This window comes from Metallosphaera tengchongensis (assembly GCF_013343295.1).
Taxonomy (GTDB): domain Archaea; phylum Thermoproteota; class Thermoprotei_A; order Sulfolobales; family Sulfolobaceae; genus Metallosphaera; species Metallosphaera tengchongensis.
Window position 1 is genome coordinate 831,180 of record NZ_CP049074.1, and the last position, 18,215, is coordinate 849,394.

An 18,215-nucleotide genomic window follows, 5' to 3' on the forward strand; every position below is an offset into this window, starting at 1 on the left:
ACCTAAATCGGTCTAGTATAGTTAACTACTTCCTTTATAATGTCTACGTGTGTAAGTAAGCTTCTTCTGCAACACAGTTTCCTAACATTCAGGTCATCCAAAACCTTTCCTGGATCTTCTCCTGCATTTACTCTCGTGCTGAATATTTCCCACTTATCTGCTATAAGAGAACCACAAGTGAAACACCTAACAGGGATAATCATTAACTCCACCTCATCTGTACGATTTCTGTCTCCATCTCCTAGCGCTGTATCTCATCCACTTCTCAGCCTCTGTTTGTCTTGGATCCCCTGCAATCATAGTCCTGTCATAATGTTTGTACAATTCCTTTAACTCCACACTACCCGTGAACCTTACCAAGGCCCTAGCCAAAGCCATTCTTGCTGCGTCTGCCTGACCTAAAATTCCTCCACCTGAAGTGAAAACCTTAGCATCTATTTTTGATAGGACTCCATCACCTGCTAGTATTAATGGCTCCATAATCTTCATCCTAACTACCTCTATAGGAATAAGCTCCACAGGCACATTATTTACAAATATTCTTCCCTTGCCAGGATATAGATAACATTTGGCTCTAGCCATTTTTCTTCTTGCAACTGAAATTATAACCTTGCTCTCACTTGACATTTCCTTTCCACCCCAGAACTTTGGATAACTCACCCACTGTTACGTATTTCCCGTTTAACCTTTCCACGCTTGCATCGTGGAACTTTATAGCTTGCTTACCCTTAAACTCATCTGGAACACCAACGTAAACTTTAACCGCCTTAAGCATAGTCCTACCCTTATTACTCTTAGGAAGCATGCCCCTTATGGTTCTCTTGACTATATTTATAGGGCTTCTTGGCCTCCTCATTCCTAACTTGTAAGGATTGAAAAGAGTGCCAATGCCAAAAAGTAAGCTATAACCCTGCACCACTCTTGCCTTAGGCCCACTTATTACAATCTTTTCCCCATTAATTATGACCACCTTCTTTCCCTCCTTTATATATCTGACCACTTTGGAAGCAAGACGACCTAGTATCTGATTTTCCCCGTCAATGATTACAACTTCACTCATCCTTTCATCAACCTCACATTTTTCTTGCCTTCCAACTCCTTGAGTCCTTCAACAAGAGAAAGAGCTTTACCCCCACTATTGAGGATTTTCTTTAAAGCTGATTGCGAAAAATCTAATGCGACAACTGTGACTTTGTGATTGATGTTACCAATACCCAGCACCTTACCTGGCACTACCACAAAGTCGCCTTCCTTCGTATACTTATTTATTTTATATAAGTTGATGTAACTCCTTTTCCTCGACGGAGCTTCTAGCTCCTCCGCAACTGCTCTCCATATTGGTCTCCCTTGCTTATGCAAGGCCCTAATTAACTTCCTCACTTCCACGTTAGTACTTCCGGTCCTCTTCACAGAGACTTCACCTTCTCTCTCAACTCCTCAAACTTGCTGAGTATACTTTTAGTTGCCTCTATTAAAATTCTCCTCGTGTCGAGAGTACCTACAGACTCTAATTCCAGTATGTACTCATTCTCTACAGGGCTTACCTTTACCCCCTCGCAGTGCTTCATACACTCCTCACATAGGGTACAAGCTAGTTCATTAATGACCTTTAATTTGTTACCTTCAAAGCTAAAAACATGCTCAGGGCAAACTTCAACTGCTTTGGCGCAATCCTCCCTAACCTCAACTTTAGGCTTGTACCTAACCACTGAAGTGGAAACAGGGTTAAATTTAGAGTGTTCCTTACCGTAACCTAGCCTCATTTTCATCTCTAGTGAGACCCGTTGATTCTTCCCGAGAAGCACTATGGGAATATCTTTACTAATTGGTACTACGTGAGGGTCTTCTGTCCTAATTTCCCTGGAATACACCATTTTCTGGGCCTCCTCAGAACTAACGTCAATGTAAGCTTTACTGAAACATCTATCACAGTTATCTACACAATTAATACACTCTTCAGGACGTCTGTAATAATCTAGGGCATCCCTGCTATCAAAGGGAATCATTCCTAGCCTATGGGCTAAAACTTCATCATAAAGGGGACTATTATTTTCAACGACGTAAATCTCATCAACAGCCATAACGGGGACATAAAGCATCGATGCTCTCCTGACTGCGTTAACGAAATCCAAGGGATAATTTTTTGTTAATATAGAGATAAAATTGTCTGTCTTATTTATAACTTCTATGGACATTTCAAACTCTCCTTCCTCTCCTTCCACCAGGCCTTCGTATAGTATCGTGAGGTATAGGCGTTACATCCTCAATTCTTCCTATAATGAAGCCGGATCTAGCTAAAGATCTGATTGCAGGCTGAGCACCCGGACCTGGGGTCTTCGGTCCGGCTCCACCAGGTGCTCTAACTTTTATGTGAATGGCCATGAGACCCTTATCTAAAGCCTCTCCGGCTGCCTTTCCGGCAGCTAACATGGCCGCATAAGGAGATGGTTTCTCCCTATCGGCCTTCACCATCATTCCACCAGATGCCCTGGATATTATTTCAGCCCCAGTAATATCAGTAATAGTGATTATAGTGTTATTCTGGGAGGCGTAGATCCTAGCAAGACCCCATCTAATTTCCCTTTTGCTCGACATTCATTTCACCTTCAACATTTGTTGGAGGATGAGTCTTAAATGGCGATATGGGATAAAAGTCTATTGAATCCTCCTCATCTCTTCTTACAATATAACCAGGGGACGTAACTCTCTTACCACCTATCGCAATGTGTCCATGAACAATTAGTTGCCTAGCTTGATATATCGTTCTGGCCAGACCTTTCCTGTGAACTATAGTTTGTAGCCTTCTTTCAAGCAAGTCCTCTTCCTTCAGCCCTAGAATATCATCTACTGAGGATTGCTCTGATTTGAGAAGCCCAATCCTGTATAACTTGCTCAATAACTGCTTCTCCCTAAGGGCCCTCTCGGCTGGAGGTAGGGCTAAAAGAGACCTAGCCATATGTCTATAGCCCGTTACAATTGTTCTAGCTAGCCAGATCTCCCTCTTGTTTCTAAGACCGTATCTCCCTATAATTTCCTGTTCAGACTTGAGGGTTGGGGAAAGCCATGGCATTCCTGGACCTTCCCATTTCCTCCTGCTTTTCTTAGGATCTCCCATTTAATCACCTCACTTCTTCTGAGCCTGCTGACCTCCAGCAGGTTGAGCACCCTTTGATCTCTTAACACCTATTGTAGTCCCGGTTCTTCCGGTGGTTCTAGTTCTCTGACCTCTAACTTTTAGACCCAAAGAGTGTCTAACTCCACGCCAACTCTTAAGCTTCTTTTCCCTTTCAATATCGTTTCTCACTGCAAAGACCAAATCTGATGTTACATAGTGCAAGTCCAATCCGCTCTCCACATCTTTCCTCCTATTATAAACCCATGTGGGGAGAGACTCTATTGACTTATTGGAAAGCATCTCCTCCACCTTCTTCAGCTCACTGTCTGTCAACTCACCTAACCTCCTGTCCTTATCTATGCCTAACCTCATCAATATGAGCCTCGCTGTGTTGTAACCTATTCCCTTTACCATGGCGAGTCCATAAGGGGCTTTCATGGTACCATCTACATCTTGCCCGAACAGCCTAACTATGTACCTGAACTGATATTCAGACATTAATATCGTCTAATGCACTAACCAGTCCCCGTTTTTAAGTTTTTCAATACCTTCTCTTTCTTTTTTTGGGCCTGTAGGAAGGCTTCCTGTACCTTCTCCCTTATTTGATCTAGGGAGAATGGGGACGTGTTACCTATAATAGATTTAACTGGAGTATATGGGCTTTCCCTAAAGGAAGGTCTCATCTCCTTACCGGCTTTAGTGACAATAGGATAACTCTTCCCAGATTGAACTTCTCCTATAACATCAGCCTTTATTCCATGGTTTTTCAAGGCTTCTAAAATCTTGTCCGGTTCATTCGTGAATATCAAAATTGAGTCCACAGATAAACCAAAAGGATCCAAGCCCAGTTCTTCCAGAGCAGACCTAACCTTAGGGTTAATTAAGCTAAGAAAGGCCTCCTCATCTATAACTAGGCTCAAATTGGTTACCTCGGCTATCTCTAGGGCATCAGCCCTTATTCCACCGTTGGTCACGTCTGTCATCGATACGATATACTTTTCTAAATCCTTCACAGCCATGCAGGCTTCAAGATCCTTGATCTTGAGAGTTTCCTCCACTATCCCGTCAATTCCATGGAAAATTCCCATAGCTGATATGGTACCACCTCCATTTCCCTCGGTCATTATTATCTTGTTCCCTTTACTTATCCTAGACCTAGAGAGAACCTGACCCCGAAGTTTTCCAACCGACGCTATTCCCCCACTTATTCTTTCACCAAGAACAAGGTCCCCACCGATCCTGAGAGTACTCCCAGCCAAGATTGGTACACCTATAGCTTCCGCCACGGTGGAAACACCTGCCTCGAAATCAAAGAGCATAGATATGTCACTATCATCAGAAAGGTGAATGTCGACCATTAGACCAATGGGATCGGCTCCCTTAACCATAATATCTCTCAAAGTGGCCTTAGTGGCATGAAAACCGGCTAAATAAGGGAAAAAAGACAGCCGAGAATGAATACCATCAACCGACACTATAATGTCTCCGGAAACACCGGCGTCATCAAAACTTTCAATTGCCCTTTTGCTGAGTTCGAACAGCTTCAGATGAATGATATTATCTCCCAGCCCTCTAGAGCCCAAGCCTCCATCCCCGGCACTTAGTCCAACCTTGGAGAACCCCAAATTTGAGAACATCATGGAGTTCTCTACTTCCTTTATCACGTGCTCTGCTACCGACGAGTTGAGATTCCTCTTCCCCTTATAGAACTCCAGCCACTCGATTAACCTTTGTCTCACAATATTACGTTCTATACCTTTCTCCAACATTTTTCTAGCTAAACCCTCAAGATCCATAATCCTAAATATGGTGAGCCAACTGATAAGATTAGACCAGTCATGAAAGTTGTCACCAAAGAGATAGAAGTCAGAACGACATCAAAGTTTCAGAGTATGGATATAACAGATTTAGTTGAAGCTGAGATAGGTTCAGTCAAAGAGGGGGTAGCATACATATTCGTAAAGCATACCACTTGTTCCATAATCGTTAATGAGCCCGAAAGCGGACTCATGGAAGACTACTTGAACTGGATGAGAAAAATCGTACCGCCTGATGGTGAATTTAAGCATAACATTATTGACAATAATGGTCATGCTCACATATCTGCCATGCTCATAGGTAATTCTAGGGTTATTCCAGTTGCTGGGGGAAAGCTAGACCTCGGAACTTGGCAGAGAGTAATACTGCTGGAGTTTGACGGACCCAGAGTTAGAAAAGTTCAGGTGAAGGTAATCGGTGAATAATAACTTTTATTCTAGTATGTCGTTATTAACTTGATTATATTGCCTCCAATCACTCTTTCTCCACTAGAAAAATTAAGTTACTGCGACACAAGGGAGTGTATCCAGAAAGTGGTTGATGAATATCTAAAACTTTTCGCTTCGGGCAGAGGAAATTTTTCACTATTCAGAGAGGAATACATGGCAACGGATGAAAAGATGGTGGCAAACTCTTACCTGTTCACGGAAGCCCTACTGCATAGAATTTCAGAAGCTGAAATTGATCCATCCATCATTATTGAGGATCTTAAAAGTAGACTCGGCAACAACCATCCTGTAGTTCTTTTCTTAAAGCAATTTATGAACGAATGGACTTTTTAGTCTTCATTTCTCCTTTTTATGCAGGGGATAATTACATGGAGAGTAAGCTCTCGCTGATAACCAGAAATACAGCTGAAGTTGTAACTTACGAGGAATTAAAACAAAAACTGGATGAGGGGACTAAGTTGAAAGGTTACCTCGGCTTTGAGCCTAGCGGTCTTTTCCATATAGGTTGGCTGATTTGGGCTCAGAAAGTGAAGGATCTTCTACAAGCAGGTGTTGAGATGAACATCCTTGTGGCTACCTGGCACGCATGGATAAACGACAAGTTGGGAGGAGACCTAGACAAGATAAAACTTGCTGGAGAGTACGCTATAAGCGTTCTAGAAGCTTTCGGGATTAGCAGAAGCGCCATAAACGTTGTCGATGCGGAAGAAATGGTAAAGGATAAGGATTATTGGTCCCTTGTCATCAAGGTGGCCAAGAACACCAGTCTTGCCAGAATGAAGAGGGCCTTAACTATAATGGGGAGGAAATCTGACGAGGCAGAATTGGATTCTTCCAAGCTCATCTATCCAGCAATGCAAGTGAGCGACATCTTTTACATGGACTTGGACATAGCACTTGGTGGGACTGACCAGAGAAAGGCACATATGTTAGCAAGAGACGTCGCGGATAAATTGGGTAAAAAGAAAGTCGTAGCTATCCACACTCCGCTTTTGGTTGGGCTTCAAGGGGGGCAAAGGATGAACGTTGGGGCAGACGAGGACGAGATAATGGCGGACATAAAGATGAGTAAGTCTAAACCTGAGACTGCAATATTCATAAATGATGAGGCAGAGGAGGTTGACGCCAAAATAATGATGGCCTATTGCCCCAGAGGCGTAATTGAAAATAACCCTATATTACAAATAAATAAATTCATACTGTTTCCCTCAGACAATTCAGGGCTAAAAGTTGAGAGAGAGGCGAAGTTCGGCGGGGACATCCAATTCCAGACCTACGATGAACTTGAGAAGGCTTTCGCTGAGGGTAAGTTGCACCCAAAGGATCTGAAGGCGGCCACGGCAAGGAAGCTCAATAGGGTAATTGAACCTTTGAGAAATGCTATTAAGTCTAAACCCGAATATGATAAACTAGTAAAAGAAATAACGAAAAGCGTCAGTAGGTGACAACGTTGAAATATATTGTAAAGCTAAACTTTGAGGTAGATGGCTCGGTTGATAAGCCCGATGTAATAGGAGCTATATTCGGGCAAACTGAGAACCTCTTCGGTCAAGAGTTCGACCTGAGGGAGTTACAAGATAAAGGAAGATTAGGGAGGATAATTGTAGACATTAAGAACAAAGGAGGTAAGATAGAAGGTTACATAGAAATCCCATCGAACCTAGACAGAGTAGAAACGGTTTTGATTGCATCCATGGTAGAGAGTGTAGAGAAAGTAGGGCCTTATAACGCCAAGTTCGAACTTAAGGAGATAGAAGACGTAAGAGCTGAAAAGTTAAAGAAGATTATAGATAGGGCAAAGGAGATACTTACAACCTGGACTAAGGAGAAGAACCTTGATATTAAAGAGGTAATCAATGAAATAAGCGGTGCTGTAAAAACTGGTGAAATAATAGAGTTTGGACCCGAGAGACTTCCTGCTGGGCCCGATGTATATAGTGATCCTAACCTAATTATAGTAGAGGGAAGAGCTGACATAATAAACTTGCTAAGATATGGTTATAAGAACACGGTGGCTGTGGAGGGAGCCAGCGGGAAAATCCCACATTCAGTGGTAGAGCTCTCAAAGAGTAAAAAGACCGTCATAGCATTCCTCGATGGAGATCACGGCGGTGATATGATACTCAAGGATTTGATAAATGCTAACGTCAAGATCGATTTCGTTGCTCGGGCTCCTGTAGGGAGGGAAGTGGAAGAGCTCACAGGGAAGGAGATAGCTAAATCGTTATCAAACATGGTTCCCTTCTCACAATATCTTAAAAAACAGCAAGAGTCTACAATCTCAGTCCAACCACGTGTTGAAAGTGTAATAACTGAAGCAAAGGAGCAGCAGGCTGTTCAAGTTATAGAACAACCAAGGAAGGAAATTGAGATTAAAATACCGAGCACTGTCATGGAGGAGATAAAGAAGTTGCCTGGAACCCTTGAAGGGATAATATTTGACGAAACGTGGAATCCAGTGGAAAGAGTTCAAGTACGGGATATTATTTCAAAGCTGGAGACTATAACCAACGGAAATGCCTCCTTCATAATTTTCGACGGCGTAATCACCCAAAGGCTCCTAGAGCTAGCTGCATCAAAAAACGTGAAGTTAGTTGTAGGTGTGAGGATTGGAGGGATAAATAAGAAACCAGAGAACGTTAAAATACTAACCCTAGCAGACGTTATTGGTCCCTAAAGTAGCTCATTATATCTATTCCTCCAGTCCTCAAACTGTTTTCTTTTACCCCAAATGGTTCTAATATCCTCATTACTGCTGGAATGATCTGTCTATCGACGTAGTAATCAATGTCTAATCTGTTCTTATCCTTGATATTAAAGTATGGCTCGGCTCTGTCCGATATTTTTCCTTGTCCCTTCACTATTACATATCCTATTTTACCGCCCTTAAAGATGGTAAATCCGGCACTCAAGGCTTTTTTTGCTGCGGATACGTGAGGAGCGTCAACCTCATATTCCTCCAAGCTCTTATCCAAGGATTTCCAAATCACAAAATCCTCAATTCTGAATTCCCTTCTCTTTACCTTCATTATTACCTCCTTCACTGCACGAATTGCCTCGTCCAGATTGAATAGCAGTATTTTCTCTATAACTAGTCTTTGGGTATCCTTAGCGAGTTCGCACCAATCCCCTCTTATTGCCTCAAACCCAACTATGTCAATTTTTCCATCCTCTGTTAGCCCCGCATATCTTTTCTTATTTTCAGTAAAGAACACTTTTTTATATTTCTTATCGATTTTTATTTCTAAACCAAGTTCCTTCGTTATTCTTTCGACCAACGTGTTTAACAAACTACGATCTCCTCTCACAAAAATGGAGTCTGTGTCCCCATAAATCACATCGAAACCGAGTCTGGAAGCTATATTAGCAGCCTCAGTTATTGTCTGTCTTCCCCATGAAGTTACCGCTTCTGCTCCCTCCTTGCTGTACCATCTGGCATTCAGCCAGCCCATATATCCATACATGGCATTGGCCATGACTTTAAGAGCTTTCTGCCTCTCTTCTAGTCTTCTTCTTTCATATTCATCCTTAGCCATCTTAAGCTGTTCCTTTACCTTAGCCCTTTCTTCCAAAAGGGTCTTCAATATTGTCTTATAGAATCCGTCTACGTCCTTTCTGAACTTAAAACCGACCTCTGGAGCTACCCAGCAGTCGCTACAGTCTCCTTTGACCAGGGTGTCCGGGCCTATGTTATACTTTATCATTATTGAAGGGTACATTGAAGAGAAGTCCAACACGGCCACGTTCTCGTGAATCCCAGGTTTTGGCTCTATGACTAATCCTCCCTTGTAACTTTCGTATTCCTTGTTAACCCTGTTCGGTATCAACTCGTTATACTTCTTTGATTCCCTCATCAGGAGCCACTCGACCCTATAACCTACGCTTGCCATGGACAGTTGATCTAGAGGGAGGCCAGATATCTCTGTTAGTTGTTCACCAAATGGGAAAAATACGTCCTTTAGCAGGTAAGTAGTTTTCACATCGTCTAGATTATACTTGAGCACTAAGTCTCTTTTTTCTGGATTACTCCAAAATTCCGCTATCTGATACCACTCCAGGTTGACCCTTTTGTTCTTTGGTAGAACTCCTAGATAATCGGCTATGTTATCTAGGCTCTTTACCTTGACCTCTTCTACACTCTGGGCGAAACCGTAAAGATCCACGTTCAACCTACCTATAACGGAGTAATGCCCGTAAGTTCCTTGATTGGGCACGGAATTGGCCTTCCTGCCAACATCCAATTTATAGTTCCTAGCTGAAGCTCTTTCCAAAAGGTAGGGCCAATCGAAACCATTGGAGTTATACCCTAATATAACGTCTGGATCATATTCCACCATGAACTTAGAAAATTCCCTGATTATTTTTAGATCGTCACCTTCGGTGTTCACGAACTGCTTAGGTCCATCATCTGTCCATACTCCTATTACGATGATCTGATCTCTTCTAGGATTCGGAGAACCGTACTTATTTAGGACTTCTATATCAAAGGCTACAAACTTGAGTTTCGGTGGGTTGTCTTGATAAATATTTTCTATTTTCTTCAACTCATAGAGTTGCTTAACCCTCAAATTCCCTGCGTCTAGGGGTTCAACCTCAGCCCTAATCCACCGGAAAGGACTTATCCCTGTGTCTATGGAATACCTCATGTAGAACCTTATGTCGGCCTCAAGTACCTCCTTTACTTTTTTCAGTTTAGCAATTTGTTCTCTGTATATTTTCACATAGGCTGGTATAACGGTCTCCACGCGAAGTACCTTGACTGGATTTCCGAAGTATTTCATTTCTTTAATTTCAACAGAAGTTATTGGGGATTCTTGTTTACTTAACGCCTTTATCTGCTCAGCTAGATCACTATAATTTTCATCTGATGGTAATACATAGAAATATGGCCTAAAATTATTTTCAATGATAGCGACTCTCCTTCCGTCCCGGTCTATTCCCCAAATGTATATCTCTGGGCTACTTTCATCTACATCATAGGACAGATCTAAAACGTAAACGTCCACAATCATTGTCTATTGTATATGTCAAAACCTGTTATTATTTTGATCATTCGAAGGAAGTAGATGACGAGAAAGGTTTTAGCATAACGAACGCGTGTTTATCTCTGCCGTAATAATTTTTTCTAGTCCTTACAATGCTGTACCCATGTTTCAAGTAAAAATTTATGGCATCGCGGTTTTTTACATTCACTTCCAGATAGACATACTTGCATCCTATTTTCTCAAATCTACTCTCTAAAATTTTCAAGAGTGAGGAGCCTACACCTCGCCTTCTCTGCGTACCCCTGGTAGCTATGGACACCACGTGGCCTCTGGTTTGAAATTGCCTCATGCCAATGGTATAGCCTAAGATGTGTTGATCCTCCCTAGCTACAAGATATAACCCGTCCGCCAGGAACAAGTAGGCCCTTAGTAGGGATAATGGGTAAGGATTTTCAAAGGATTCCTCTTCAATTTCATATATTTGTTGAAGATCCTGGGCCGTTGCGTCAGAAATAATTATTGATGACATGACACTTAAGTAAGGAATAATGAAGATATTAGAATATGACGAGCGGACTAGTGCCCTTAAACTTTATGTAGAGAACGAAGATGATCTATGGTTAATACATATGATAATAGCCAAGGGAGATAGGGTAGTGGCTAGAACTACTAGAGATGTAAGCATGGGTAATGAAAGTAGGAGAGTGCCTATGGTAATCGAACTAGAGGTAGAGTTCACAGAATTTCAACCGTTCACCAGTCGCTTACGAATACACGGAATTGTAAGGGACGCTCCAGAAAAATACGGAATAAAGGGATCCCATCATACAATTAACCTCAATTTGGGGGATGAGATAGTTATTATAAAGCCCAGTTGGCCCAAGGCAATTTTGGAGAGAATTAAAAAACATACTGAAAAGAATAGGAAAGTTATGATTGTCCTGGCGGATCAGGACGAATTTCTAGTGGCCTTACCCATGGAGCAAGGAATCAAGGTTTTAGCAGAAAGGAACCTTCCAGGAGTTTCGAAGGAGGACGGCTCCTTTGAGGATTTAGCTAGTGTAGTAGCGAAAGAAATAGAGTTATACCTAAGTCAATATCCCGTAGAAGCGATTATCATTGCTGGTCCAGGTCCTTTCAAAGAGATTTTAAAGGGTAAATTAAAGACAAAATCTAAAATATATTTGGACAGCGTTTCCTCCGCTTCTAGATCAGGGCTAGCCGAAATAATGAAGAGGGACATTATAGACCAGGTGATCAGGGACTACGAAATATCATTGGCCACGAGGGAATTAGAAAAAGCTCTTGGTTTGCTTGCCCAAAATTCCTCCCTAGTAATATATGGGCAGGAAGAAGTTGAAAAAGCGGCTAGTTTTGGCGCTGTCGAAACTCTTTTGGTTACAGATGAAATGCTTTCGGTGCAGGATGAAGAGAGAAGGAAAAAGATAGAGATGATAATGGAGGAGGTTGAAAATAAAGGAGGGAAAGTGATGATAGTACCCAAAGACTCCCCCATATTTCACCAACTTCAGAACCTCACGGGCTTATTGGCCATTCTTAGGTTTAGAATAAACTAGATTTTCTGCAATTTTCTGTCCGTAGGGTAACTCTTCAATAACCCAAACTTCATCTATGCTCTTCATGCCCAGGAGTTCATTTACCATTGAAGGGGATACAAGATAAATGTCTCCCTTCCTCTCCCCGTAGTCGGTTAGATCCTCAGACGTTTTAACAACAGCCCTCACTAAAGTACCTTCGCCTGTAACCTCATCAAAGGGCTTTCCACTAGCCCTCATGGTTCTTATAAACCTTGTTCTGGTCTCCACCAAGTCCTTATAAACTGAGCTACAGTAATGTAGTGAGATTTCCGTTTCTGAAAATTCCTTTAGAACCCTTAAAGACGTATCAAAGCTACCCTTAACCCCAGCTAAGCCGTGGGAAACACGGAACCCTTTGGAGTTAAGGTTGAAAGAGTTCCTTTCTGTGAGCTCGAGTTCGTTTATGTTGACGAAATTCACTCCCTTATCTTTAGCCCACTTAATTAGTGAGGAAAGCCAACTTTCCTCGCCGGGTATTGCCGGAACCTCTATTCCGACGTTCATGCCTAACTTCACGGCTAATTCCACTGCAGAGAGATATTCAGTCTTCACCGGATGAAATCTAATCTCATCCAGTCCAGCCTTCATCAGCTCCGTTAAGGAATCTCTAGTCGCATATCGTCCAGAGGTGTATAGGTGTATGTGATATGTGCTCCCAAATTCTTTCTTTAGAAGATGTATTAATTCCACGACCCTGTCCAAGTGCAGAATTGGATCCCCTCCCGTAATGCCCGCTCCCATTGCGTTCATTCTATAGGACTCATAGATGAAGTCATATAGGTTCTCGACCTTGAACTCGTTGGCGTATAGATTATCCTTACCAAACCTTCCCTCGCTCACTGGACAGTAGTAACAAGAGTCCCCGCACTCTCCCGAAACAAATACTACCATTTTACCTCCCAAACGACACAGCTCGCATCCCTTAGGTAGAGCCCTATTATACAGCCCTATGTCTGGATTACCCTTGAGCAATCAAATCAGTTACAATCTTCTTCCCATTGGGGGTTTTAACTTCTGCTAGTAATTCTTCAAGTTGTCTCAGCCTTTCTGATCTAGAGAGTGTCTTATTTGCCTGAACTTTCATTCCTCCCTCATTCCCACCTTCCGGAAAGTACCAGTTCTTAAACCATGTAAAGCCAGAGGTCAAAAGCGAAACGCCTAGGGGCGTATCAGCTACCGACAGACCGTTCATTATACCTCTTAAAGTATCTTCGTCTCTATAATAGGTTACGAAGAACCTTCCTCCATCTGGCAGTCTCTCATAAATTACCCTAAACAGATCTATTTCAAGACCCTCTTCCCTAGGCCATGGGTTATAGTCAAGCTCTATCCAAGGCGGGTAATAATCCCTTCCAGTAAAGTAGTGACACTTACCTACAAGCCTATCATCTAGCTTGAGATCGAAAACCTTGAGCTCCTTGATGTGAGTAGAACTGATATTATCCGAGCGAATTCGTTTACCCCTTATATTACCCTCTATCAATAGACCTCTTGAAGAATTTGTTCTCCTTCATCAAATCTCTTACTGCTGTTTGGACGCTCTCCTCAGAGGAGAGTTCATACCTCAAAAACGTGCCTGTCCTTCCCTGTTCTCTCCTCCTTGTCAGTAACTTTTCCCTCTGATCTAAAGTCATGGGTGATATTTTGAGGTACTTAATGGCTATGTCCTCGTTGCCCTTCAAGGGTATTTGGTCGTGCCCCTCCTTATTGGGAACTATAAGGTCCAAGTTTTTATTTACGCCAACAACCCTTAAGCCTCTCTCTAAGTCTTCCATTCCTATCATCCCCCCAAATTTGTAAAATTCCTCCTCCATTCCCCTTAGCTTCACCAAAGGGAAGGAAATGACCTCTTTCTCATCTCTGTCTAAAGCAAGATAAACTTTAGGCGTTGATGTGGGAGTTGCCTGGATTATGAATTTGTGATCCACGTGGATTAGATCCAACAAAACCACGTTTGGATTCAGTACAACGATGTCAATATCGCTAGTAGGATTTACGTCTCCCCTAGCTACAGATCCGTAAACGTAACCTACCATTGAGAGCTCATTTAACCTCTTTAGTATTCCTATTGCCCGCTCTCTTAATTTTCCTAAGGTTTTCCAGCGAACCTCATCGTAGACTATTTGCACAAGATTTTTTTAAACGCAGTACAATTTAAGCGAGTCGATGTCAGCTATAGAGTTCTTTGTGGGATTATTAGTATTCTGGGCACTCGTGCTGCTATTCAGGAGTTACCTTGCCAAAAAGGGGTTCACAGTGTATCCTTTGCTTCTCATGTGGAGAAAAGAAACTAGAACAAGCTGGTTTCCAAGGGTAGCCAATTCCAGAACGTTCAAAATTTTCGAGGTTCTAGCAATAGTATTGGCAATAGTTTCAATGTTTGGGGGGATATATCTCATCATGACCGCGCTGACGTCAATTTTAACTCCATCGAAGCCCTCAGCTGTAAAGCTGGAGCCGATTATCCCAGGAGTTACAGTTAACATAGACCAAGCCCCATATATTCTGTTGAGCATTGGAATTTCTGTGGTGCTCCACGAGCTAATGCACGCCATATCTTCTACCTCAAATAAAATTCCTGTTAGAAGTGGGGGGTTCATTCTTCTGTTCTTCTTTCCTGGAGCGTTCGTGGAGCCAGAGGAATCTCAATTTAAGGAGTCCCCTCTTTCATCTAAATTGAAAGTTATCTCAGCAGGGATAGCCATTAACCTTGTGTTGGCAGGAATTTTCCTTCCTTTAGCGATATACCTACCGCCTATCCTATCTCAAGGTATTTTAATAGAGGGAACTGTTCCCAACACGGTAGCCTACAACTCCTCTATACATCCTGGATACGTAATAGAGTCGGTTAATGGCATTAAGGTCACGACGCCTACCCAGCTTAAGAACGTATTGGATAGTACTACCCAATATCACCTGAAACTCCTAACTCCAAACGGTGTAGTAAATCTTAACCTCACTTCACCCTCTCACTTTTTGGGAGTGTACATAACTTACTATCTTCCTTCTTACGTATCTCCATTCGTCACTTTCTTCGTGTGGATGTTTATTGTAAACTTTAGCTTAGCTCTTTTAAACGGCGCTCCACTTATAATTACAGATGGTGGTAAAATATTTACTGAAATTCTTAAGAAAATACATATAAATGAAAACATTTCAATGGCAATCCAGGGGCTACTTGTCCTTTTACTAATAATTGCTATATCCTTTTCATTTATTCCTCAGTAAGCTTAGAGCTAATCATGGGGAAAGGTATGACCTCTTTTATGCTCTGATTATCCGTGAAGAGCATCACAAGCCGATCTATCCCTATCCCTAGACCTCCTGTTGGAGGCATACCGTAACTTAATGCGGTAATAAAGTCCTTGTCGTAAGGATGCGCTTCCTGGTCGCCTCTCTTCATCATCTCTTGCTCCTCCCTGAACAACTTGTCCTGCATGATTGGGTCGTTTAGCTCCGTGTAAGCGTTGGCAAACTCAACACCGGCTATGTAGAGCTCGAACCTCTCAACTAGACCTGGCTTAGTTCTATGCGGTTTGCAAAGGGGGGTGGTCTCCAACGGGTAATCCATAACGAAGGTTGGTTGTATCAAGTTGGGGGAAACTAACTTATCGAAGAGCTTCTCTATCATTAAGCCCCTCACGTAAAGGGATCCTCGAGGAGTTAGCCCATATTTGTCCAGATAAGCTTTCAATTCCTCATCAGATATAGTCTCGACATTCCTCCCAAGTAGATCTGAGAGCGAGTCGTACATGCTTACCCTTCTAAAGTTTGACAGGTCGATTTCGTGGGTCTTTTCCCCAATTTTATACGAAATTTTAGTCCCAGAGAGAACCTTGTCGGCTAGATGTTTGAACAGCCTTTCTGTTAAATTCATGATGTCGATGTAGTCTGCGTAAGCCCAATAGAGCTCCATTAGAGTGAACTCAGGATTATGGGTAACGTCAATGTCCTCATTCCTGAACACCTTTCCTATCTCAAATATTTTGTTAAATCCACCGACAATGAATCTTTTCAGGTAAAGTTCAAGAGAAATCCGTAGGTACCAGTCTTCGTTAAGGTAGTTTATGTGAGACTTAAAGGGCCTAGCTAACGCCCCACCGTACACAGGTTGCAATATTGGTGTCTCGACCTCCATGAAACCCTCGCTATTTAGAAAATTTCTTATCTCTTTGAGAATTTTAAATCTAATTTCCATGTTTTTCCTTGCCTTATCGTTGTACAGAAAATCCACATATCTGTGGGAGTACCTAAACTCTGGGCTCATCACAGACCAGTCTGGCGGCTCTATCAATGACTTAGAGAGCATGACAAAATCCTTCACAAGGAGGGTGAGCTCTCCCTTAGCTGTGAAGAAGAGATCTCCGGTTACTCCTACAATGTCTCCCCTATCCACGTACTTGAAAAACTTCTCATATTTTTCCCCAAGTTCATTGATCCTCAGGTAAATTTGCAATTTTTCACCATCATCAAATAAATCTACAAATGACGCTTTACCGTGTCTCCTTACATTAGCTACCCTGCCTGCCGTTTTTACTCCAGTAAGGAAAGGCTCCTTTGGTCTGTCCTCCCTGGATTTTCCAATCTCTCTAAGCTGAGTAATTGTATGGGTTAAATCGTACTTCTGAGGATAAGGGTTAATTCCCTCACTTTTCATTTCATTTAGGAGGTTAAGCCTTCTTTCGTCCCACTTCATAAGGAACCACATCAGTTTACAAAATATAAACTTAAGCTGATCGTTCAGTCCCAGTCACTTAACGGTCGGCTCCATTATGCGGTCCTATACAGATGGGGAAGTTATACCCAAAGCCTCCTCGGACCGGAGACTAGCAAGCGCCGACGTCCGGGTACGACTGCTCCCTTCCGGGCCTCGTCGATTCTCCCAGCTAATGTGGTTCCTCTCCTTCCTCCGAAGGAAAGGACCACATCCGCCAGCCCTGCTAGGCGGTCTTCATCGTAATCTCTGGACTTCCTCACCTGCATATGAACCGCATAATGGTTACTGGTGCCCGCATTACGCCACGCGGGTGTATAGGCTGGCGAGACCTACACCCTACCCGACCATTCTTATTTAACAAGAGTAATTATTTTAGTTTATCCATTGTCATCTCGCTACATCCGGATGATGTGGATAGTCTTCTAAAAACTCTCTTCGAGAGTCAAGTTTAATTACCTAATAGACGTAATGATAATTACGTGATCGGTAATGGGCCCATAGCTCAGCCAGGTTAGAGTGCTGGGCTCCAGATACGAAACATTGGGTCTGTCGACCCGAAAGGGGATGAAATATATCTGGAATGGAGAGACCCAGTGGTCCGGGGTCCGAATCCCCGTGGGCCCATTAAATTTGTATGTGTTACCTCTTTACTCCATTTATTGAGGATGTTGTATGTTCTGTCTTTAGTTTGTTAGATAAACCACAACAGTATTCTCGATTTCCCTGAAATTTTGTCAGAAGAGTATTAGAGAAGTTTTAGTGTTAGACTAATTTTCGATTATATTCTCTAATAGTACTGAAATATTAAAAATGACTAAGGAAGTAAATAATACTATATGTTCCACCTTATAAGGATACCCAAGGAAGATATATAATAACATGCTTGGCAAAGACTTCCAAAAGTATTGGGCTGGATCTGAAGATAGGGATACATTTGGTGGACTAAAAGGTGCATTCAAGAGTAAGGAACCTTTAAAGTACAAGATCGTTCAAGCCAGGTACAGATTAGGTTCAATGATAAACAGACTTGACGTTTATATATCTCGTCTCCAAGAGAGGGACAGAACACTCTTCGAAAGAGTAGTCAGTGCCCAAATGGCCAAGGACACTAACAGGGCTGCGATGTACGCTAACGAAGTAGCTGAGATAAGGAAAATGAGCAAACAACTAATCACTACCCAAATAGCGCTTGAGCAAGTCCAATTGAGATTGGAGACCGTCGGAGAGCTTGGTGAAGTATTTGTAAATCTGATACCAGTCGTTGGAGTCATCAGCGAATTGAGATCAGTGCTCAAAGGAGTTATGCCCGAGATATCAATTGAGCTCTCTGGATTGGCAGAAGACCTACAAGGTGTAGTAATCGAGGCTGGCGACTTCACTGGAGGGTACTCATACACCGGTGCAGCCTCACCAGAGGCAAGGAGGATATTGGACGAGGCCTCCGCTATCGCAGAGCAGAGAATGAAGGAAAAGTTCCCAGATTTGCCGGTCAACGCCCTGGCCCAGAGAGCGTAAAGGCTCTCTGGACTTAAG

General features: G+C 42.5%; 22 protein-coding genes, 1 tRNA gene and 1 other RNA gene. 8 read left to right on the forward strand and 16 right to left on the reverse strand.

The window, feature by feature from the left end:
* Nucleotides 1–2 precede the first annotated feature (2 nt).
* Genes GWK48_RS04405 through GWK48_RS04445 form a run of 9 tightly spaced genes read right to left on the reverse strand, consistent with a single transcriptional unit; the run spans nucleotide 3 to nucleotide 4,911 of the window.
* Nucleotides 3–203 carry a DNA-directed RNA polymerase subunit N gene (locus tag GWK48_RS04405; protein WP_174629971.1) on the reverse strand — a complete coding sequence of 67 codons (201 nt, stop codon included), beginning with the start codon at nucleotides 201–203 and terminating at the stop codon, nucleotides 3–5.
* 10 nt (nucleotides 204–213) lie between these two features.
* The gene (locus GWK48_RS04410; protein WP_174629973.1) at nucleotides 214–627 is read right to left on the reverse strand and encodes a 30S ribosomal protein S9; all 414 of its coding nucleotides are present in this window, start codon (nucleotides 625–627) and stop codon (nucleotides 214–216) included.
* Nucleotides 617–1,060 carry a 50S ribosomal protein L13 gene (locus GWK48_RS04415; RefSeq protein WP_174629975.1) on the reverse strand — a complete coding sequence of 148 codons (444 nt, stop codon included), beginning with the start codon at nucleotides 1,058–1,060 and terminating at the stop codon, nucleotides 617–619. The genes GWK48_RS04410 and GWK48_RS04415 overlap by 11 nt, the downstream gene beginning before the upstream one ends.
* Complete coding sequence (locus GWK48_RS04420; RefSeq protein WP_174629977.1) at nucleotides 1,057–1,410, reverse strand: 50S ribosomal protein L18e; 354 nt, start codon at nucleotides 1,408–1,410, stop codon at nucleotides 1,057–1,059. Before GWK48_RS04420 ends, GWK48_RS04415 begins: the two co-directional genes overlap by 4 nt.
* Nucleotides 1,407–2,195 (reverse strand): DNA-directed RNA polymerase subunit D, encoded by a 789-nt coding sequence (locus GWK48_RS04425; protein WP_174629979.1) that lies wholly within the window; start codon nucleotides 2,193–2,195, stop codon nucleotides 1,407–1,409. Before GWK48_RS04425 ends, GWK48_RS04420 begins: the two co-directional genes overlap by 4 nt.
* A 1-nt stretch (nucleotide 2,196) precedes the next feature.
* Entirely contained in the window at nucleotides 2,197–2,595 is a 399-nt protein-coding gene (locus tag GWK48_RS04430; protein ID WP_174629981.1) for a 30S ribosomal protein S11, read from the reverse strand.
* Nucleotides 2,573–3,115 (reverse strand): 30S ribosomal protein S4, encoded by a 543-nt coding sequence (locus tag GWK48_RS04435; RefSeq protein WP_174629983.1) that lies wholly within the window; start codon nucleotides 3,113–3,115, stop codon nucleotides 2,573–2,575. The genes GWK48_RS04430 and GWK48_RS04435 overlap by 23 nt, the downstream gene beginning before the upstream one ends.
* Nucleotides 3,116–3,124: 9 nt before the next feature.
* On the reverse strand, nucleotides 3,125–3,613 hold the full coding sequence (locus GWK48_RS04440; protein WP_174629985.1) for a 30S ribosomal protein S13: 489 nt from the start codon (nucleotides 3,611–3,613) through the stop codon (nucleotides 3,125–3,127).
* A 17-nt stretch (nucleotides 3,614–3,630) separates the two neighbouring features.
* Complete coding sequence (locus GWK48_RS04445; RefSeq protein WP_174629987.1) at nucleotides 3,631–4,911, reverse strand: AIR synthase-related protein; 1,281 nt, start codon at nucleotides 4,909–4,911, stop codon at nucleotides 3,631–3,633.
* A gap of 42 nt (nucleotides 4,912–4,953) precedes the next feature.
* Between GWK48_RS04445 and GWK48_RS04450 the strand changes: the two genes are divergently transcribed.
* From GWK48_RS04450 to dnaG, 4 genes are read left to right on the forward strand one after another with little or no spacing between them, the layout of a single operon-like run.
* Nucleotides 4,954–5,358, forward strand: a complete 405-nt coding sequence (locus GWK48_RS04450; protein WP_174629989.1) for a secondary thiamine-phosphate synthase enzyme YjbQ — start codon at nucleotides 4,954–4,956, stop codon at nucleotides 5,356–5,358.
* A gap of 30 nt (nucleotides 5,359–5,388) precedes the next feature.
* A complete protein-coding gene (locus tag GWK48_RS04455; protein WP_246263908.1) occupies nucleotides 5,389–5,715 on the forward strand; it encodes a hypothetical protein in 327 nt (108 codons plus the stop codon).
* A gap of 35 nt (nucleotides 5,716–5,750) precedes the next feature.
* Nucleotides 5,751–6,827 carry a tyrosine--tRNA ligase gene (locus GWK48_RS04460; RefSeq protein ID WP_174629991.1) on the forward strand — a complete coding sequence of 359 codons (1,077 nt, stop codon included), beginning with the start codon at nucleotides 5,751–5,753 and terminating at the stop codon, nucleotides 6,825–6,827.
* 5 nt (nucleotides 6,828–6,832) lie between these two features.
* Nucleotides 6,833–8,059, forward strand: a complete 1,227-nt coding sequence (gene dnaG, locus GWK48_RS04465; protein WP_174629993.1) for a DNA primase DnaG — start codon at nucleotides 6,833–6,835, stop codon at nucleotides 8,057–8,059.
* Here dnaG and GWK48_RS04470 read toward each other — a convergent pair.
* A complete protein-coding gene (locus tag GWK48_RS04470) occupies nucleotides 8,046–10,394 on the reverse strand; it encodes a DNA-directed DNA polymerase (protein ID WP_174629994.1) in 2,349 nt (782 codons plus the stop codon). The genes dnaG and GWK48_RS04470 overlap by 14 nt on opposite strands.
* A gap of 37 nt (nucleotides 10,395–10,431) precedes the next feature.
* Nucleotides 10,432–10,896 carry a ribosomal protein S18-alanine N-acetyltransferase gene (gene rimI, locus GWK48_RS04475; protein WP_174629996.1) on the reverse strand — a complete coding sequence of 155 codons (465 nt, stop codon included), beginning with the start codon at nucleotides 10,894–10,896 and terminating at the stop codon, nucleotides 10,432–10,434.
* A 19-nt stretch (nucleotides 10,897–10,915) separates the two neighbouring features.
* On the opposite strand from rimI, the gene GWK48_RS04480 reads away from it, so the two are divergent.
* On the forward strand, nucleotides 10,916–11,944 hold the full coding sequence (locus tag GWK48_RS04480; RefSeq protein ID WP_174630004.1) for an mRNA surveillance protein pelota: 1,029 nt from the start codon (nucleotides 10,916–10,918) through the stop codon (nucleotides 11,942–11,944).
* Here the strand turns inward: GWK48_RS04480 and GWK48_RS04485 are convergent.
* The 3 genes from GWK48_RS04485 to GWK48_RS04495 form a co-directional block, all read right to left on the reverse strand.
* The gene (locus GWK48_RS04485; RefSeq protein ID WP_174630006.1) at nucleotides 11,912–12,856 is read right to left on the reverse strand and encodes a radical SAM protein; all 945 of its coding nucleotides are present in this window, start codon (nucleotides 12,854–12,856) and stop codon (nucleotides 11,912–11,914) included. The two genes, GWK48_RS04480 and GWK48_RS04485, sit on opposite strands and share 33 nt — an antisense overlap.
* A 67-nt stretch (nucleotides 12,857–12,923) precedes the next feature.
* Nucleotides 12,924–13,448, reverse strand: coding sequence for a DUF1122 family protein (locus GWK48_RS04490; RefSeq protein WP_174630008.1), 525 nt, complete (start codon nucleotides 13,446–13,448; stop codon nucleotides 12,924–12,926).
* The gene (locus GWK48_RS04495) at nucleotides 13,435–14,094 is read right to left on the reverse strand and encodes a nucleotidyltransferase domain-containing protein (RefSeq protein WP_174630010.1); all 660 of its coding nucleotides are present in this window, start codon (nucleotides 14,092–14,094) and stop codon (nucleotides 13,435–13,437) included. The genes GWK48_RS04490 and GWK48_RS04495 overlap by 14 nt, the downstream gene beginning before the upstream one ends.
* A gap of 37 nt (nucleotides 14,095–14,131) precedes the next feature.
* On the opposite strand from GWK48_RS04495, the gene GWK48_RS04500 reads away from it, so the two are divergent.
* Complete coding sequence (locus GWK48_RS04500) at nucleotides 14,132–15,193, forward strand: site-2 protease family protein (RefSeq protein WP_174630012.1); 1,062 nt, start codon at nucleotides 14,132–14,134, stop codon at nucleotides 15,191–15,193.
* Here the strand turns inward: GWK48_RS04500 and lysS are convergent.
* Nucleotides 15,180–16,661 (reverse strand): lysine--tRNA ligase, encoded by a 1,482-nt coding sequence (gene lysS / locus GWK48_RS04505; protein ID WP_174630014.1) that lies wholly within the window; start codon nucleotides 16,659–16,661, stop codon nucleotides 15,180–15,182. The genes GWK48_RS04500 and lysS overlap by 14 nt on opposite strands.
* Nucleotides 16,662–16,723: 62 nt before the next feature.
* An RNA gene (gene ffs, locus GWK48_RS04510) (signal recognition particle sRNA) lies at nucleotides 16,724–17,029 on the reverse strand.
* 144 nt (nucleotides 17,030–17,173) lie between these two features.
* Here ffs and GWK48_RS04515 point away from each other — a divergent pair.
* Both GWK48_RS04515 and cdvB1/B2 read left to right on the forward strand, forming a co-directional pair.
* A tRNA-Trp gene (locus GWK48_RS04515) sits at nucleotides 17,174–17,306 on the forward strand.
* Nucleotides 17,307–17,561: 255 nt separating this feature from the next.
* A complete protein-coding gene (cdvB1/B2, locus tag GWK48_RS04520) occupies nucleotides 17,562–18,197 on the forward strand; it encodes a cell division protein CdvB1/B2 (RefSeq protein ID WP_174630016.1) in 636 nt (211 codons plus the stop codon).
* Nucleotides 18,198–18,215 lie beyond the last annotated feature (18 nt).